This is a genomic window from Scandinavium sp. M-37, assembly GCF_043558715.1.
GTDB lineage: Bacteria > Pseudomonadota > Gammaproteobacteria > Enterobacterales > Enterobacteriaceae > Scandinavium > Scandinavium vulneris_A.
In genome coordinates this window covers 15,849-31,735 of sequence record NZ_JBIGIN010000007.1, presented here as the reverse complement: position 1 = coordinate 31,735, position 15,887 = coordinate 15,849, and the positions used below count along the sequence as shown (strand labels likewise).

Below are 15,887 nucleotides of genomic sequence, written 5' to 3'. Positions count from 1 at the left end.
GTATCCGTCAGGAGTTTTACCGATGTCTCAGAACAAATACCGTCCGCAGGAAATCCGTGCCCCACGAGGCACCACCCTCACCGCCAAAAGCTGGCTGACCGAAGCCCCGTTGCGCATGTTAATGAACAACCTTGACCCGGACGTGGCGGAAAATCCGCATGAGCTGGTGGTCTACGGCGGCATTGGGCGGGCGGCACGTAACTGGGATTGCTACGACGCCATCGTCGAATCCCTGACGCAGCTCGAAAATGATGAAACCCTGTTAGTGCAGTCCGGCAAGCCGGTGGGCGTGTTTAAAACGCACGAAAACGCGCCCCGCGTGCTGATTGCTAACTCGAACCTTGTTCCGCATTGGGCGACCTGGGAGCACTTCAACGAGCTTGATGCTAAAGGGCTGGCGATGTACGGCCAGATGACCGCCGGGAGCTGGATTTACATCGGCAGTCAGGGCATCGTGCAGGGCACCTATGAAACCTTCGTCGAAGCCGGACGTCAGCACTATAACGGCAACCTGCAAGGGCGCTGGGTACTCACCGCCGGGCTGGGTGGCATGGGCGGCGCGCAGCCGTTGGCCGCTACCCTGGCAGGCGCGTGTTCGTTGGTGATTGAGTGCCAGCAAAGCCGCATCGATTTCCGTCTGCGTACCCGCTACATCGACGAACAGGCTGATTCCCTCGACGATGCGCTGACCCGTATCAAAAAATACACCGCAGAAGGCCGCGCGGTTTCCGTGGCGCTGTGTGCCAACGCCGCCGACATTCTGCCTGAACTGGTTAAACGCGGCGTGCGCCCGGACATGGTCACCGACCAGACCAGCGCCCATGACCCGCTGCACGGTTATCTGCCGCAGGGCTGGAGCTGGGAGCAGTATCAGCAGCAGGCTGAAAACGACCCGCAGGGCACCGTTAAAGCCGCCAAACAGTCAATGGCGGAACACGTCAGGGCGATGCTGGCTTTCAATGAAATGGGCGTGCCGACCTTTGATTACGGCAACAATATCCGTCAGATGGCGAAAGAGATGGGCGTCAGCAACGCCTTCGATTTCCCGGGCTTCGTTCCGGCCTATATCCGCCCGTTGTTCTGTCGCGGCATCGGCCCGTTCCGTTGGGTGGCGCTCTCCGGCGACCCGGAGGATATCTACAAAACTGATGCCAAAGTGAAAGAGGTCGTCAGCGACGATAAGCATCTGCACCACTGGCTGGACATGGCCCGGGAGCGGATCAACTTCCAGGGCTTACCGGCACGTATCTGCTGGGTGGGGCTCGAATGGCGGCAAAAACTCGGCCTGGCGTTCAACGAAATGGTGCGTTCAGGCGAAGTCTCTGCCCCCATTGTGATTGGTCGCGATCATCTGGATTCTGGTTCCGTCGCCAGCCCTAACCGTGAAACTGAAGCGATGCGTGATGGCTCTGATGCGGTATCCGACTGGCCATTGCTCAACGCCCTGCTCAACACCGCCAGCGGTGCCACCTGGGTGTCACTGCATCATGGCGGCGGCGTGGGAATGGGCTTTTCACAACATGCCGGAATGGTTATTGTCTGCGACGGCACCGACGAGGCCGCGGCGCGAATCGCCCGTGTGCTGCATAACGATCCGGCCACTGGCGTCATGCGTCATGCCGACGCAGGGCACGAAATCGCGGTAGAATGCGCCGCTGAACAAGGACTGAATTTACCGATGATCGCTGCAACCCAGGGGCATAAAAAATGAGCACACTGAACATCATTCCGGGTCAGTTGACCCTTGCCCAACTGCTGAACGTTTATCGCCAGCCGCAGACCCTGACGCTCGATGACAGCGCCATTCCTGGCATTAATGCCAGCGTTGCCTGCGTGAACGCGATTATGGCCGAAGGGCGCACCGCCTATGGTATCAACACCGGTTTTGGTCTGCTGGCCTCGACCCGCATCGCCACCGACGATCTGGAAAATCTCCAGCGTTCGCTGGTGCTTTCTCACGCCGCAGGCGTGGGCGACGCGCTCGACGATGCGATGGTCCGCCTGATTATGGTGCTGAAAATTAACAGCCTGGCACGCGGTTTTTCCGGCATCCGCCTGAGCGTGATTCAGGCTCTGATGAAGCTGGTGAATCACCAGGTTTATCCGTGTATTCCGGCCAAAGGCTCCGTCGGCGCGTCCGGCGATTTGGCCCCGCTGGCGCACATGTCGCTGACGTTGCTCGGCGAGGGTAAAGCCCGCTGGCAGGGGGAATGGCTCCCGGCCAAAGAGGCGCTGAAAAAAGCCGGGCTTGAGCCGCTGACGCTGGCGGCGAAAGAGGGCCTGGCGCTGCTGAACGGCACTCAGGCCTCCACGGCTTTCGCTCTGCGCGGCCTGTTTGAAGCCGAAGAACTGTTCCGTTCGGCGGTGATCTGCGGGGCGCTGACCACCGAAGCCGCCCTCGGCTCACGTCGTCCGTTCGATGCACGTATCCATGAGGCGCGCGGCCAGCGTGGGCAAATTGACGCAGCGGCGCTGTATCGTCAGGTGCTGACAGATTCCAGCGCGGTGTCGCAGTCTCACGCCAAATGCAGCAAGGTGCAGGATCCTTACTCCTTACGCTGTCAGCCGCAGGTGATGGGCGCGTGTCTGACTCAACTGCGTCAGGCCAAAGAGGTGCTGCTCACCGAAGCCAACGCGGTGTCCGATAACCCGCTGGTGTTTGCAGATGAAAACGAAGTGATTTCCGGGGGCAACTTCCACGCTGAACCGGTGGCGATGGCGGCCGATAATATCGCGCTGGCGATTGCCGAAATCGGTTCGTTGGCCGAACGTCGAATTGCGCTCCTGATGGACAGCCACATGTCGCAGCTGCCGCCATTCCTCGTTAAAAACGGCGGGGTAAACTCCGGCTTTATGATTGCCCAGGTAACCGCCGCCGCGCTGGCGAGCGAGAACAAAGCGCTGGCACATCCGCACAGCGTAGACAGCCTGCCGACATCGGCTAACCAGGAAGACCACGTGTCGATGGCCCCGGCGGCCGGACGTCGTCTGTGGGAAATGGCGGCCAACACGCGCGGCGTGATTGCGGTGGAATGGTTAGCGGCGGTGCAGGGTATTGATATGCGCGAGGGGCTGACCACCAGTCCGTTGCTGGAACAGGCGCGTCATCTGCTGCGTGAGAAAGTATCGCACTATGTGCAGGACCGTTATTTCGCTCCGGATATCGAAGCCGCGATGGAGATGCTGGCTGAAGGCCAACTGCAGAAGCTGGTGCTGTCGGTGTTGTGATGAGGCACCGAACGGTGCAGGCTTGTTTTGCTCCCTCTCCCTGTGGGAGAGGGTCGGGGTGAGGGCATCAGGCGATACCTTTCTGAACGAAGTACCCGGTGGCGCTGAAGCATACCGGGCCTATATACTAGCTAAACTTCGCCGTCACCGACGCGCTGGCCAGGCTGTGGAAATGCACATTAAAGCCAACCATCGCGCCGCTGGCGTTTTCATCTACGTCCAGTTTTTCCACGTCCAGTGCATGAACGGTAAAAATATAGCGGTGCGTTTCACCCTTCGGTGGCGCTGCGCCGCCGTAACCCGCTTTGCCAAAATCGGTCCGGGTCTGTAGGGCGCCGTCTGGCAAATCGGCGATGCCTGAGCCTGCGCCCTGCGGCAGCACGCGGGTGCTGGCCGGTAAATTAACGACCACCCAATGCCACCAGCCGGAACCGGTTGGGGCGTCCGGGTCATAGCAGGTCACCACAAAACTTTTGGTGCCAGACGGCACGTCATCCCAGGCCAGGTGGGGCGAAATATTATCCCCGTCGTAGCCCATACCGTTGAAAACCTGACGGTGTGGCAGCTTATCGCCATCCTTAAAATCTTGACTCAACAATTTCATCTTAAAGCCTCTTCAGGGTGCTGAATAATCACGAAGTTTAGCTCAGGACGCGAAAAGCGTGTTGTCGTTGAGAGCGGCTTTTACCGCGTCGGTCAGGCGTGTCAGCTGCGCAGACGTGATGATATACGGTGGCATCAGATAGATAAGCTTGCCAAACGGACGGATCCATACCCCGTGCTCGACGAAGAATTTTTGCAGCCGCGCCATATTCACCGGCACATTGGTTTCCACCACGCCAATCGCCCCCAAAATGCGCACGTCGGCGACCAAAGGTGACTGGCGTGCGTCTGCCAGTTCGCGTTTCAACTGCGCTTCAATATCCGCCACCTGCTGCTGCCAGTGGCCTTCTTCCAGCAGGGCCAGACTCTCAGCCGCTACCGCGCAGGCCAGCGGATTGCCCATAAACGTCGGGCCATGCATGAAGCAGCCTGCTTCCCCGTTGCTGATCGTATCCGCAACGTCGCGGGTGGTGAGCGTGGCGGAAAGAGTCATGGTGCCACCGGTCAGCGCCTTGCCAAGACAAAGAATATCCGGGGCAATGCCCGCGTGTTCACAGGCGAACAGCTTTCCGGTACGGCCAAAGCCAGTGGCGATTTCATCGGCAATGAGCAGAATACCTTCGCGGTCGCACATCTTGCGCAACCGACGCAGCCACTCCGGGTGATACATCCGCATCCCGCCCGCACCCTGCACCACGGGTTCGACGATAATCGCCGCTATCTCGCTGCGATGCGCCGCCATCAGGCGGGCAAACGGCACCATATCCTTCTCATCCCATTCGCCGTCAAAACGGCTTTGCGGGGCCGGAGCGAACAGGTTTTCCGGCAGATACCCTTGCCACAGGCTGTGCATTGAGTTGTCTGGATCACAGACCGACATCGCCCCGAAGGTATCGCCGTGATAACCATTACGGAAGGTGAGAAAACGCTGACGCGGTTCGCCTTTGGCCTGCCAGTACTGCAACGCCATTTTCATCGCCACTTCGACCGCCACCGAACCAGAGTCCGCGAGGAACACGCATTCCAGTGAGTCAGGGGTCATCGACACCAGCTTGCGACACAGCGCCACGGCTGAAGGGTGGGTTATCCCGCCAAACATCACGTGCGACATCTGCGCCATCTGCTGAGTCATCGCGGCGTTGAGGCGCGGGTGATTGTAGCCATGGATTGCCGCCCACCAGGACGACATGCCGTCAACCAACTGCTCGCCAGAGGCCAGCGCCAGTTCGCAGCCGTGCGCGGCCACCACCGGGTAAACCGGTAGTGGGGCAGTCATGGACGTGTAGGGGTGCCAGATATGGCGTTGATCGAAGGCGAGATCGTCCTGGGTCATAATCGACTTGTAAACCATTTTGAAAAGTTTTAGGTTTACGATCCTACACCGAACCGAGAAACAACTGAACCCCTTTTGGAGACGCCAATGGCTCACCACGCACGCTGGACAATGTCGCAGGTCACTGAACTGTTTAACAAACCCTTGCTGGACCTGCTGTTTGAAGCGCAGACCATTCACCGCCAACACTTCGATCCGCGCCAGGTTCAGGTCAGCACCCTGTTGTCGATTAAGACCGGTGCCTGCCCGGAAGACTGCAAATATTGCCCACAGAGCGCCCGCTACAAAACCGGGCTGGAAGCCGAACGCCTGATGGAAGTCGAGGAAGTGCTGGCCTCGGCACGCAAAGCGAAAAACGCCGGCTCGACCCGTTTCTGCATGGGCGCGGCGTGGAAAAACCCGCACGAGCGCGATATGCCGTACCTCGAGCAGATGGTCAAAGGCGTGAAGGAGATGGGCCTTGAGGCCTGCATGACGCTCGGCACGCTGTCTGATTCACAGGCGCAGCGTCTGGGGGATGCCGGGCTGGATTACTACAACCATAACCTCGACACCTCGCCAGAGTTCTACGGCAACATCATCACCACTCGTACCTATCAGGAGCGGCTCGACACCCTCGGCAAAGTGCGCGACGCCGGGATAAAAGTCTGTTCGGGCGGGATTGTCGGCCTGGGCGAAACGGTGACCGACCGTGCCGGGCTACTGTTGCAGCTGGCGAATCTGCCGACGCCACCGGAAAGCGTGCCGATCAATATGCTGGTGAAGGTCAAAGGTACGCCAATGGAAAACAACGAAGACGTTGATGCCTTTGAATTTATTCGCACCATCGCCGTGGCGCGGATCATGATGCCGACCTCGCACGTGCGTCTGTCTGCCGGACGCGAAAAGATGAACGAGCAGACCCAGGCGATGTGCTTTATGGCCGGAGCCAACTCGATTTTCTACGGCTGTAAGCTGCTGACCACGCCGAACCCGGAAGAGGACAAAGATCTGCTGCTGTTCCGCAAGCTGGGGATCAATCCAGAGCAGACGGCGGTGCTGGCGGGTGATATCGAACAGCAGCAAAAACTCGAACAGGCGCTGCTGACGCCGGATACCGAAACGTATTACAACGCGGCGGCGGTATGAACTGGCAGCAACGCATCGACACTGCGCTAACGGCACGGCGCCAGGCCGATGCGTTTCGTCGTCGACTGCCGGTCAGCCACGGCGCAGGACGCTGGCTGGTTCAGGGGGAACGCCGCTGGTTGAATTTTTCCAGCAACGATTACCTCGGTCTGAGCCAGCATCCGCAGATCGTCGCCGCCTGGCAGCAGGGCGCTGAGCGCTACGGCACCGGCAGCGGCGGGTCCGGACATGTTACCGGCTACAGCGAAGCGCATCAGGAGTTTGAGCAGGAACTGGCGCAGTGGCTGGGCTATCCGCGTGCGCTGCTGTTTATCTCTGGCTTCGCCGCGAATCAGGCGGTGATTGCTGCCCTGATGCACAAAGACGACCGGATTGTTGCGGACAAATTGAGCCACGCCTCGCTGCTTGAAGCGGCCAGCCATAGCCCGGCGCAGCTGCGCCGCTTCGCCCATAACGACAGCACGCAGCTGGCAAACCTGTTGGCTAAGCCCATCGAGGGCCTGCAACTGGCGGTCACCGAAGGCATTTTCAGTATGGACGGTGACAGCGCCCCGCTTACCGGGATCGCTGCCGTTACCCGCGAAGCCAACGGCTGGCTGCTGGTGGACGATGCGCACGGGATTGGCGTCAGCGGGGACAACGGCCGGGGCAGCTGCGCCGCACAGGGCGTCCATCCTGAGCTACTGGTGGTGACGTTCGGGAAGGCGTTTGGCCTGAGCGGGGCGGCGGTGCTGTGCAGCGATGCGGTGGCGGATTATCTGCTGCAGTTCGCGCGTCACCTGATTTACAGCACCAGTATGCCGCCCGCACAGGCGGTGGCACTCAGTCAGGCGCTGGCGGTTATCCGCAGTGCAGAGGGCGAAGCACGCCGCCAGACGTTACGCCGCCACATCGCGCGTTTTCGCCAGGGAGCAGACCAGCTCTCCATGCAGCTTACGGCATCGAACAGCGCCATTCAGCCAGTGATCGTCGGTGAAAATACCCGGGCATTACGGTTGGCGGAAAGTCTGCGCGAGCAGGGCTGTTGGCTGACGGCTATCCGCCCACCGACGGTGCCAGCGGGGACGGCGCGTCTGAGGGTGACTCTGACTGCCGCCCATCAGCCGCAGGATATCGACCAGTTACTGGAGGTGTTGGATGCCGCCCGTTAATAAATCAGCGATTGCGGCCGCGTTTGGCCGGGCCGCCAGTCACTATCAGCAACACGATGAACTCCAGCGCCAGAGCGCCGCGGCCTTGCTGGCACAGCTTCCCGGACGGGCGTTCAACCGGGTGCTGGATGCGGGCTGTGGGCCGGGGAGTATGAGTCGCTACTGGACAGACGTGGGAAGCCAGGTCACGGCACTGGATCTCTCCTCGCAAATGCTGGACCAGGCGTTGTACCAGCATTCGGCGCAACACTATGTTCAGGCGGATATTGAAGCCATGCCGCTGGCTGATGAGCAGTACGACCTGGCCTGGAGCAACCTCGCGGTGCAGTGGTGTGACTCGCTGCCGACGGCGCTGAGCGAACTGTACCGCGTGGTGCGTCCGGGGGGGCGGGTGGCGTTTAGCACTCTGGTGGCGGATTCGCTGCCGGAACTGCATCAGGCATGGCAGCCCATCGACCGCCAGCCGCATGCCAATCGTTTTTTAACTCAGACCGAGATTGTTGCCGCCCTGGCGGGTTATCGCTGCCAGCATCATACGCACACTTTCTGCCTGACCTTTGACGATGCCCTGAGCGCGATGCGCTCGCTGAAAGGCATTGGCGCCACGCATCTGCATCAGGGCCGGGCGGCGTACACCCTGACCCGCAGCCATTTGCAGCAAATTCAGTTGGCGTGGCCGAAACAACAGGGGCGTTGCGCCCTGACGTACCATATTTTTACCGGAGTAATACGTCGTGACTGAACGTTATTTTGTTACTGGCACCGACACCGAAGTCGGTAAAACCGTTGCCAGTTGCGCACTTTTGCAGGCAGCAAACCGCGCGGGCTATCGCAGCGCAGGCTATAAACCGGTGGCATCGGGTAGCGAAATGACCGCCGATGGGTTGCGCAACACCGACGCGCTGGCGCTGCAACGTCATAGCGCGGTGGCGCTGAGCTACGCTGAGGTTAATCCCTACACCTTTGCGGAACCGACCTCCCCGCATATCATTAGCGCAGATGAAGGTCGACCCATAGAGGCGCGTACGCTTTCCGAAGGGCTGCAGGCGCTGTCGCAGAAAGCGGAGTGGGTGCTGGTCGAAGGGGCGGGGGGTTGGTTTACGCCGTTATCAGCCTCGTATACCTTTGCCGATTGGGTGCAAACCGAGCGCTTGCCGGTGATCCTGGTGGTGGGCGTGAAGCTCGGCTGTATCAACCATGCGCTGCTGACCGCGCAGGCGGTGCAGCAGGCCGGATTGCACCTCGCGGGCTGGATTGCCAATGACGTTATCCCGCCGGGTAAACGTCACGCCGAATACCTGGCGACCCTGACGCGGATGCTACCCGCGCCGTTGCTGGGAGAAATTCCTTATCTGGAACAGGGGCCAGAGGCCGCAGAGCCGGGACAGTATCTCGACCTTACGGCGCTTCGTCCGGGGACATAAATTGCTCCAGCAGCCGGGTATCAAGCTGATTTACCGTGCCCTGCGCGACGTTACGCCCGCGATGCAGCAGGCAGAAGGTATCCGCCACCCGACGAATAAACGGCAGGTGCTGTTCGGCGAGCAGCACCGTTAGCCCCAGGTCGCGATTGAGACGTAGCAGGCATTCGCCCAGCTTGTGCATAAACCCGAGCCCCATCCCGCGCGTCGGTTCGTCGAGGATCAGCAGTTTGGGCCGGGTAACCAACGCGCTGGCAAGCGCCAGCTGATACTGGTCATCGTCGGACATCGCCGCCCCCTTGACCTGACGCAGCGGATACAGCTCCGGCATCAGGTCAAAAATATCACTGCCTACCGCGCCGGTGCCTTCGTGGCCCGCTCGCATCGCTATCTGTAGATTCTCTTCCACCGTCATCTGCGAGAAAATCCGCTTATCCTGCGGCACATAGCCGATACCCATCGCCGCGCGCAGCGGTGGGGAAAGGGTAAGCAGGTCGCGCGGCGGCCCGCTGGCCTCTTGCCAGAACATGGTGCCGCTCTCGATAGCCTGAAAGCCCGCAATACAGTTCACCAGCGTGGTCTTTCCCATGCCCGGTAGACCGAGCACGCAGGTACACTTCCCGGGGGCAAGGTCGAGATTGAGATCCCACAGAATATGCTGATTTCCGTAATAGTGATTCACTGCGCGTAGACTCAACATCGGCATCTCCTTACGTTGTGGCTTAGGGTTTTGCAAATCCCTTGCCAGAACAGAAAAGGCTTTGCGCAATGACCGCATATTTCGGATTTCTACCTAAAAAAGAGGGGAGTGGTTCGCGTTTTTAACCGTGCCGTTGCACTTTGTCAGTGCTGTGAATGAAAGAGGGTGTCGGCTGATGGTGCAGTGATAACGCTGGTTTTGTGAGCGCCATCTCGTTGCGCAACAGCGGGCGTTTTGCATGATTAAAGACAAAAAATAGCGATAAAAAATTTTTCGCGATGACTTTGAGGGGCTCGATTCGTGTTGCGCGAGTGGCAGGGGAGTTGGGCTGCAGACACTTATCCACTATTCCTGTGGATAACCATGTGCATGAGAGTTAGAAAACTTGCGATAGGCTAGAGAAGACGCGGCCTGCACCCAAATTGATGCGAAACGCGGCTTTTCGATATTTCCTTTATTTATCAATGTGTTTAATAAAAGCAATGCCTGTAAGAAAAGTGTCACCGGCTGCCATAAAAGATTCATCACCCTTATTGACAAATGTTAAATACGACAATGTTCTGGGGATAACCCGATCCGCCCGGTGTTTTATCTCGTCACAGCGGAAATTTTCACCGCAGTTGATCGCAGATGACAGCGCTAACACAAATACCCTAATGCGTTACTGTTTTTATATCCAGTGTTTTTTATTGGCAAATTTTGGTGCGACGAGTAGAATTAATCGTCCGCCCGTTTCCCTTCATCAGGTTGTCGTTCATGAGTAAACCGTTCAAAATGCATTCTGCTTTCCGTCCCTCAGGCGACCAGCCCGAGGCCATCCGTCGCCTGGAAGAGGGGCTGGAAGATGGTCTGGCGCATCAAACGCTGCTCGGGGTAACGGGCTCAGGGAAAACGTTTACTATCGCCAACGTGATTGCCGACCTCCAGCGCCCGACCATGCTGCTGGCCCCGAATAAAACTCTCGCCGCGCAGCTGTACGGCGAAATGAAAGAGTTCTTCCCCGATAACGCGGTCGAGTTTTTCGTCTCCTATTACGACTACTACCAGCCGGAAGCCTACGTTCCCAGCTCGGATACCTTTATCGAAAAAGATGCATCGGTGAACGAACACATTGAGCAGATGCGTCTGTCAGCGACCAAAGCGATGCTTGAGCGCCGCGACGTGATCGTAGTGGCCTCGGTGTCTGCCATTTACGGTCTGGGCGACCCTGATCTGTATTTGAAGATGATGCTGCACCTGACGGTGGGCATGATTATCGATCAGCGTTCGATTCTGCGTCGTCTGGCAGAGTTGCAGTACACCCGCAACGATCAGGCATTCCAGCGCGGGACATTCCGCGTGCGCGGGGAAGTTATCGACATTTTCCCGGCCGAATCTGACGACATTGCGCTGCGCGTCGAACTGTTTGACGAAGAGGTTGAACGGCTGTCGCTGTTTGATCCGCTGACCGGGCAGCTGGAATCCACCCTCCAGCGCTTTACCGTCTACCCGAAAACGCACTACGTTACGCCGCGCGAACGCATTGTGCAGGCAATGGAAGAGATCAAAGTTGAGCTGGCAGACCGCCGAAAGGTGCTGCTGGAAAACAACAAACTGCTGGAAGAGCAGCGTATCTCGCAGCGTACCCAGTTCGACCTCGAGATGATGAACGAGCTGGGTTACTGCTCGGGCATTGAAAACTACTCGCGCTATCTCTCCGGGCGTGGGCCGGGCGAGCCACCGCCGACGCTGTTTGATTATCTGCCCGCCGATGGCCTGTTGGTGATCGACGAATCCCACGTTACCGTGCCACAGATTGGCGGCATGTACCGGGGCGACCGCGCGCGTAAAGAGACCCTGGTGGAGTATGGTTTCCGCCTGCCGTCGGCGCTGGACAACCGTCCACTGAAGTTTGAAGAATTTGAAGCCCTGGCGCCGCAAACTATCTACGTATCGGCGACACCGGGTAATTACGAGCTGGAAAAATCCGGCGATGAAGTTGTCGATCAGGTGGTGCGTCCTACCGGTCTGCTGGACCCTGTTATTGAAGTGCGCCCGGTCGGCACCCAGGTGGATGACCTGCTGTCAGAAATTCGTCTGCGCGTAGCGATTAATGAGCGCGTGCTGGTCACTACGCTTACCAAACGCATGGCCGAAGACCTGACCGAATATCTGGAAGAACACGGCGAACGCGTGCGCTACCTGCACTCGGATATCGACACCGTCGAGCGGATGGAGATCATCCGTGATTTGCGCCTTGGCGAGTTTGACGTGCTGGTGGGGATCAACCTGTTAAGGGAAGGTCTTGATATGCCGGAAGTGTCGCTGGTGGCGATTCTGGACGCCGATAAAGAAGGCTTCCTGCGTTCTGAACGTTCGCTTATCCAGACCATCGGTCGTGCGGCGCGTAACATCAACGGCAAGGCAATTCTCTACGCCGACAGAATCACCAACTCAATGGCGAAAGCGATGGGTGAAACCGAGCGTCGTCGTGAGAAGCAGGAGCAGTACAACCTGGAAAACGGCATCGTGCCGCAGGGCCTGAACAAGAAGGTGGTCGATATTCTGTCGTTGGGCGAGAGTCTGGCGAAAACGCGCGGTAAAGGTCGCGGCAAATCGAAAACGGCTGCTCAGACTGAGGCGGCAGAACTGGCGCTGACGCCGAAAGCGTTGCAGCAGAAAATCAGCGAACTCGAAGCGCAGATGATGAAGCACGCGCAAAATCTCGAGTTTGAAGAAGCCGCCGAAGTGCGCGACCGCCTGCATCAGCTGCGCGATCTGTTTATCGCCGCGTCTTAATGTTGCGTTAATCTTTATCGACGACACTGTCTTCAGTTTAATGAGGACAGTGCCATGCAAAAAGACAATTTCTTCACCACGCTGACCGTACTGGTTTCCTTCCTGATTGTGGTTGGCTTCTTCCACCAGTGGATCCTGACATTCTAATCAACGTGAACGGCGTGGAAATTTAACCCACGCTTTCACGCCCGGTCCGGGTTGACGGTTGTGCAAAAAGAACTGCGCGTCGTGCAGCTGTGCGATGCGGGTCACAATGCTTAAACCCAGACCAATACCGCCGTAGCGGCTGTCCATTCGTACGAACGCTTTACTGAGTTCGCCACTTTTAGCTTCATCAATCCCAGGCCCTTCATCTTCTACCGCCATCATCCCGGCATCAATCGTGACCGTAATCGTCGAATTCTCCGGGCTATAGCGATGGGCGTTTTCCACCAGATTGCGCAATAACACCTGCAGCAGCGTGGCATCTCCTGACACCGTGACCTCTTGCTTACCGACAGGCAAGGCTAAGGTTTGTCCGCGCTGGCTGAGCATCGCTTCCAGCTCGTCCTGAATCGGCTCTACCACTTCGACGACCAGCGGCACGCGCTGATAGCTTCCCGCTGAAAATGACTGGCCGACGCGCGCCAGCTGCAAGAGCTGCGAAATACTCTGCGTCATCTGATCCAGACGTTGTAACAGTGGGTCAACCATCACGCGGTTGGATTTCGCCATCAGCTCAAGATGCAGACGCAGCCCGGAGAGCGGGGTACGCAGCTCATGCGCCACATCGGCGGTAAACAGGCGTTCACGCTCTAACGTCTGATTAAGGCGTTCGACCAGTTGATTGATGGCAGAGGTGACGGCATCCACTTCGCTGACCGATTTTGGCAGGTCGATAGGCTTCAGATTATCCGGGGTGCGGCTGTTAAGCTCTTGCTGTAACTCCCACAGCGGACGGGTAATACGCTTGACGGCCTGCAGGGAAATCCACAGCGCCAGACCGATAATCAGCATACTCGGCACCAGCAGGCTGGCGACGGCTTCACGTACTTCGTGTTCAATGTGTTTGCGGTTGTTGTTCCCGTCAATGGCACTTTGTACCAGCAGCTGAATTTGCTCCTGGCTTTCGTGCCACAGCCAGAACACGCTGATCACCTGACACACCAGCAGAATGGCGGCGATTGTCAGCAGCAGCTGACGGCGCATGGTCCACTGCACGTTACGCAGAAACGGCAGACTCATTTATGCATCCTCACTGGTCTTCACCAGCATATAACCAAAACCGCGCACCGTGCGGATCCGCGATTTGCCGATTTTGTCACGCAGGTTATGAATGTGAACCTCGAGGGTGTTGGTCGACGGCTCGTTGTCCCAGCTATAGATATCGTTGTACAGCACTTCGCGATGTACCGGGCTGCCCGCTTTGGCCATCAGGCGCGAGAGCAGGGCGTACTCTTTCGGTGTCAAATCGAGCTGCGTGTCACCGCGAGAAACCAGACGGCGCGTCACATTGAGGCACAAATCACCAATGCTGATTTCGTTGTCGCCCTGATTATTGTGCCGACGCAGCAGGGCGCGCACACGGGCGTTAAGCTCTTCCAACGCAAATGGCTTAACCAGATAGTCATCGGCCCCGGTATCAAGCCCGGTGATCCTGTCCAGCACGGTGTCACGCGCGGTGAGGATCAGCACCGGCAGGCTGATTTTCTCCCGGCGAAGGCGGGCCAGGAAATGTAAGCCGTCTTCGTCCGGTAAGCCGAGGTCAAGCACCATTAGGCCGTAATGCCCGTTGGCAAGGCACAGAGCCGCCTCATGTGCCGTGGTGACGCCATCGCAGACGTAACCTTCACTTTGCATCGCAAGGATCAATCCCTGCAATAATAATGCGTCATCTTCAACCACCAGCACTTTCATTTAATTCGCTCCTCTGCATGGCGCAATAATATCGTCGCTGGTCTGATATTCCCTGGTGTCCACTCCCGCCAAGCCTAGCATGGTTGAGAACAGATTATCCTGCGAATAGTGGTTCGCTTTTGCATGCTCTTTCAGGCAGGAATAATTCACGTTGTAACGCTTCTGATAATCCTCGGACAGCCAGATAAGCATCGGCACGTGTTTCTGCGTATCCGGGGCAATAGACCACGGCAGACCGTGCAGGTACACCCCGTTCTCGCCTAAGGATTCGCCGTGATCGGAGAGATATACGAGGCTGGTGGTAAAGGTGTTCTGTTTCGACTGTAATAATTTGATGGCCTTATCGACAATATAATCCACGTTAACGAGAGTGTTGTCGTAAGTATTCACCAGTTGCTCTTTGGTGCAGTTTTGAATTTCATTGCTGTCACAGGTAGGTGAGAAGGTACGCAATGCTTTGGGATAGCGATGGTAATAGGTCGGGCCGTGGCTGCCGATGGTGTGTAATACGATAACGCCATCGCCTTTCAGATTATTAATATACGCTTCCAGACCCTGGAACAGCACCTCGTCGTCGCATTCGCCGTCCACACATTGGCCCGGCACATTCAGGCGCGTCATGTCCTGATGCGGCACGCGATCGCAGGCCCCTTTACAGCCGCCGTCGTTTTCATTCCACAGCACGTTGATGCCTGCCCGTTGAATCACATCCAGCAGGCCCTCCTGATGCTGCGCCAGCTCCTCCTTGTAACGTGCGCGCGGCATGTTCGAGAACATGCAGGGTACGGAAATCGCGGTGGCGGTGCCGCAGGCGGTTGTGTTCGGGAAATAGACCACGTTGTCCTGCTTCAGGCGCGGGTTGGTTTCACGGGAATAACCGCCGAGGGAGAAGTTTTCCGCCCGCGAGGTTTCGCCCAGCACCAGGATGGTCAGGTTATGACGCGGGCCATTTTTCATCACCGCTTTCTGCGTCGCATCTTCACCGATGCGCACCAGCGGCATGTGTGCCAGGCGGTTATGCGAGTACCAGGAATTCACCGCCACAATGCTGTTGGACGGGTTCAGGGATTTGACCAGCTCTTTGTTATTGCGAAACAGCGAGGCGTAATCTTTATAAAACAGCAGCGCCACCAGCACGATCAGCAGGGCTGAGATGACAATGCTGCCTGCGCGCAGGACGATGCTCCGCCAGGCACTGTGCGGCTTTTTCACCCGGATCCACCAGGCAATCAGCACCGCTAATAGCCCGGATATCATCATTGTCAGCACCATTTTGGTCGACATCAGGGCGAAACTTTCGGCCGGCGTGGTGTCGATAATATTGGTGATCATCGACCGGTCGACAACCACGCCAAAAGTCATAATGAAATACTGCGCGGCGGCGCTGACCAGGATAAACAGGCTGATGACCAGTTTGTCGAGCCACAAAAAAGACGCCAGGGTTACCAGAATATTGATAACGCTAAACAGCACCAGCGGCATGGTGGCGAACACCAGAGCATTGTGCAGCGAATCGACCGGGAGCAGATTAAAGGCTTGTTTATAGTAAACAATATTTAAAAATAGCGAGATGTACAGTGCGAACAGCACCAGAAAAGAGATGTGCCCCATCGCAGGGCGACGCAGGGAAAATCGTGACATCACGGGTA

At 57.7% G+C, this 15,887-nt stretch carries 13 protein-coding genes; 7 read left to right on the top strand and 6 right to left on the bottom strand.

Annotated elements, in window-relative coordinates:
* Positions 1-22: 22 nt before the first annotated feature.
* Together hutU and hutH are read left to right on the top strand one after the other, a co-directional pair.
* Complete coding sequence (gene hutU, locus ACG0Z5_RS07300; protein ID WP_394446335.1) at positions 23-1,711, top strand: urocanate hydratase; 1,689 nt, start codon at positions 23-25, stop codon at positions 1,709-1,711.
* The gene (gene hutH / locus ACG0Z5_RS07295; RefSeq protein ID WP_394446334.1) at positions 1,708-3,228 is read left to right on the top strand and encodes a histidine ammonia-lyase; all 1,521 of its coding nucleotides are present in this window, start codon (positions 1,708-1,710) and stop codon (positions 3,226-3,228) included. The genes hutU and hutH overlap by 4 nt, the downstream gene beginning before the upstream one ends.
* A gap of 127 nt (positions 3,229-3,355) precedes the next feature.
* On the opposite strand, the gene ACG0Z5_RS07290 is transcribed toward hutH, so the two are convergent.
* The gene (locus ACG0Z5_RS07290; RefSeq protein ID WP_394446333.1) at positions 3,356-3,832 is read right to left on the bottom strand and encodes a kinase inhibitor; all 477 of its coding nucleotides are present in this window, start codon (positions 3,830-3,832) and stop codon (positions 3,356-3,358) included.
* Positions 3,833-3,874: 42 nt separating this feature from the next.
* The gene (gene bioA, locus ACG0Z5_RS07285) at positions 3,875-5,164 is read right to left on the bottom strand and encodes an adenosylmethionine--8-amino-7-oxononanoate transaminase (RefSeq protein ID WP_394446332.1); all 1,290 of its coding nucleotides are present in this window, start codon (positions 5,162-5,164) and stop codon (positions 3,875-3,877) included.
* 87 nt (positions 5,165-5,251) lie between these two features.
* On the opposite strand from bioA, the gene bioB reads away from it, so the two are divergent.
* Genes bioB through bioD form a run of 4 tightly spaced genes read left to right on the top strand, consistent with a single transcriptional unit; the run spans position 5,252 to position 8,867 of the window.
* Complete coding sequence (bioB, locus tag ACG0Z5_RS07280; protein WP_394446331.1) at positions 5,252-6,292, top strand: biotin synthase BioB; 1,041 nt, start codon at positions 5,252-5,254, stop codon at positions 6,290-6,292.
* A complete protein-coding gene (gene bioF / locus ACG0Z5_RS07275) occupies positions 6,289-7,443 on the top strand; it encodes an 8-amino-7-oxononanoate synthase (RefSeq protein ID WP_394446330.1) in 1,155 nt (384 codons plus the stop codon). Before bioB ends, bioF begins: the two co-directional genes overlap by 4 nt.
* Positions 7,430-8,185, top strand: a complete 756-nt coding sequence (gene bioC, locus ACG0Z5_RS07270; protein WP_394446329.1) for a malonyl-ACP O-methyltransferase BioC — start codon at positions 7,430-7,432, stop codon at positions 8,183-8,185. Before bioF ends, bioC begins: the two co-directional genes overlap by 14 nt.
* The gene (bioD, locus tag ACG0Z5_RS07265; RefSeq protein WP_394446328.1) at positions 8,178-8,867 is read left to right on the top strand and encodes a dethiobiotin synthase; all 690 of its coding nucleotides are present in this window, start codon (positions 8,178-8,180) and stop codon (positions 8,865-8,867) included. Before bioC ends, bioD begins: the two co-directional genes overlap by 8 nt.
* Here the strand turns inward: bioD and ACG0Z5_RS07260 are convergent.
* The gene (locus tag ACG0Z5_RS07260; RefSeq protein ID WP_394446327.1) at positions 8,842-9,564 is read right to left on the bottom strand and encodes an ABC transporter ATP-binding protein; all 723 of its coding nucleotides are present in this window, start codon (positions 9,562-9,564) and stop codon (positions 8,842-8,844) included. The genes bioD and ACG0Z5_RS07260 overlap by 26 nt on opposite strands.
* A gap of 756 nt (positions 9,565-10,320) precedes the next feature.
* On the opposite strand from ACG0Z5_RS07260, the gene uvrB reads away from it, so the two are divergent.
* The gene (gene uvrB, locus ACG0Z5_RS07255) at positions 10,321-12,342 is read left to right on the top strand and encodes an excinuclease ABC subunit UvrB (RefSeq protein ID WP_394446326.1); all 2,022 of its coding nucleotides are present in this window, start codon (positions 10,321-10,323) and stop codon (positions 12,340-12,342) included.
* A gap of 147 nt (positions 12,343-12,489) precedes the next feature.
* Here the strand turns inward: uvrB and pmrB are convergent, their stop codons facing one another.
* The 3 genes from pmrB to eptA are packed head-to-tail and all read right to left on the bottom strand — an operon-like array spanning position 12,490 to position 15,879.
* Positions 12,490-13,566, bottom strand: a complete 1,077-nt coding sequence (gene pmrB, locus ACG0Z5_RS07250; RefSeq protein ID WP_394446325.1) for a two-component system sensor histidine kinase PmrB — start codon at positions 13,564-13,566, stop codon at positions 12,490-12,492.
* Complete coding sequence (gene pmrA / locus ACG0Z5_RS07245; RefSeq protein WP_394446324.1) at positions 13,567-14,238, bottom strand: two-component system response regulator PmrA; 672 nt, start codon at positions 14,236-14,238, stop codon at positions 13,567-13,569.
* On the bottom strand, positions 14,239-15,879 hold the full coding sequence (gene eptA / locus ACG0Z5_RS07240; protein ID WP_394446323.1) for a phosphoethanolamine transferase EptA: 1,641 nt from the start codon (positions 15,877-15,879) through the stop codon (positions 14,239-14,241).
* Positions 15,880-15,887 lie beyond the last annotated feature (8 nt).

Excerpts from the sequence above, each read along its gene's own strand:
- pmrA (WP_394446324.1), bottom strand. The coding sequence starts at position 14,238 with ATGAAAGTGCTGGTGGTTGAAGATGACGCATTATTATTGCAGGGATTG.
- ACG0Z5_RS07290 (WP_394446333.1), bottom strand. The coding sequence starts at position 3,832 with ATGAAATTGTTGAGTCAAGATTTTAAGGATGGCGATAAGCTGCCACAC.
- uvrB (WP_394446326.1), top strand. The coding sequence starts at position 10,321 with ATGAGTAAACCGTTCAAAATGCATTCTGCTTTCCGTCCCTCAGGCGAC.
- bioB (WP_394446331.1), top strand. The coding sequence starts at position 5,252 with ATGGCTCACCACGCACGCTGGACAATGTCGCAGGTCACTGAACTGTTT.
- hutU (WP_394446335.1), top strand. The coding sequence starts at position 23 with ATGTCTCAGAACAAATACCGTCCGCAGGAAATCCGTGCCCCACGAGGC.
- bioF (WP_394446330.1), top strand. The coding sequence starts at position 6,289 with ATGAACTGGCAGCAACGCATCGACACTGCGCTAACGGCACGGCGCCAG.
- eptA (WP_394446323.1), bottom strand. The coding sequence starts at position 15,879 with ATGTCACGATTTTCCCTGCGTCGCCCTGCGATGGGGCACATCTCTTTT.
- bioC (WP_394446329.1), top strand. The coding sequence starts at position 7,430 with ATGCCGCCCGTTAATAAATCAGCGATTGCGGCCGCGTTTGGCCGGGCC.
- ACG0Z5_RS07260 (WP_394446327.1), bottom strand. The coding sequence starts at position 9,564 with ATGTTGAGTCTACGCGCAGTGAATCACTATTACGGAAATCAGCATATT.
- bioA (WP_394446332.1), bottom strand. The coding sequence starts at position 5,164 with ATGACCCAGGACGATCTCGCCTTCGATCAACGCCATATCTGGCACCCC.
- hutH (WP_394446334.1), top strand. The coding sequence starts at position 1,708 with ATGAGCACACTGAACATCATTCCGGGTCAGTTGACCCTTGCCCAACTG.
- pmrB (WP_394446325.1), bottom strand. The coding sequence starts at position 13,566 with ATGAGTCTGCCGTTTCTGCGTAACGTGCAGTGGACCATGCGCCGTCAG.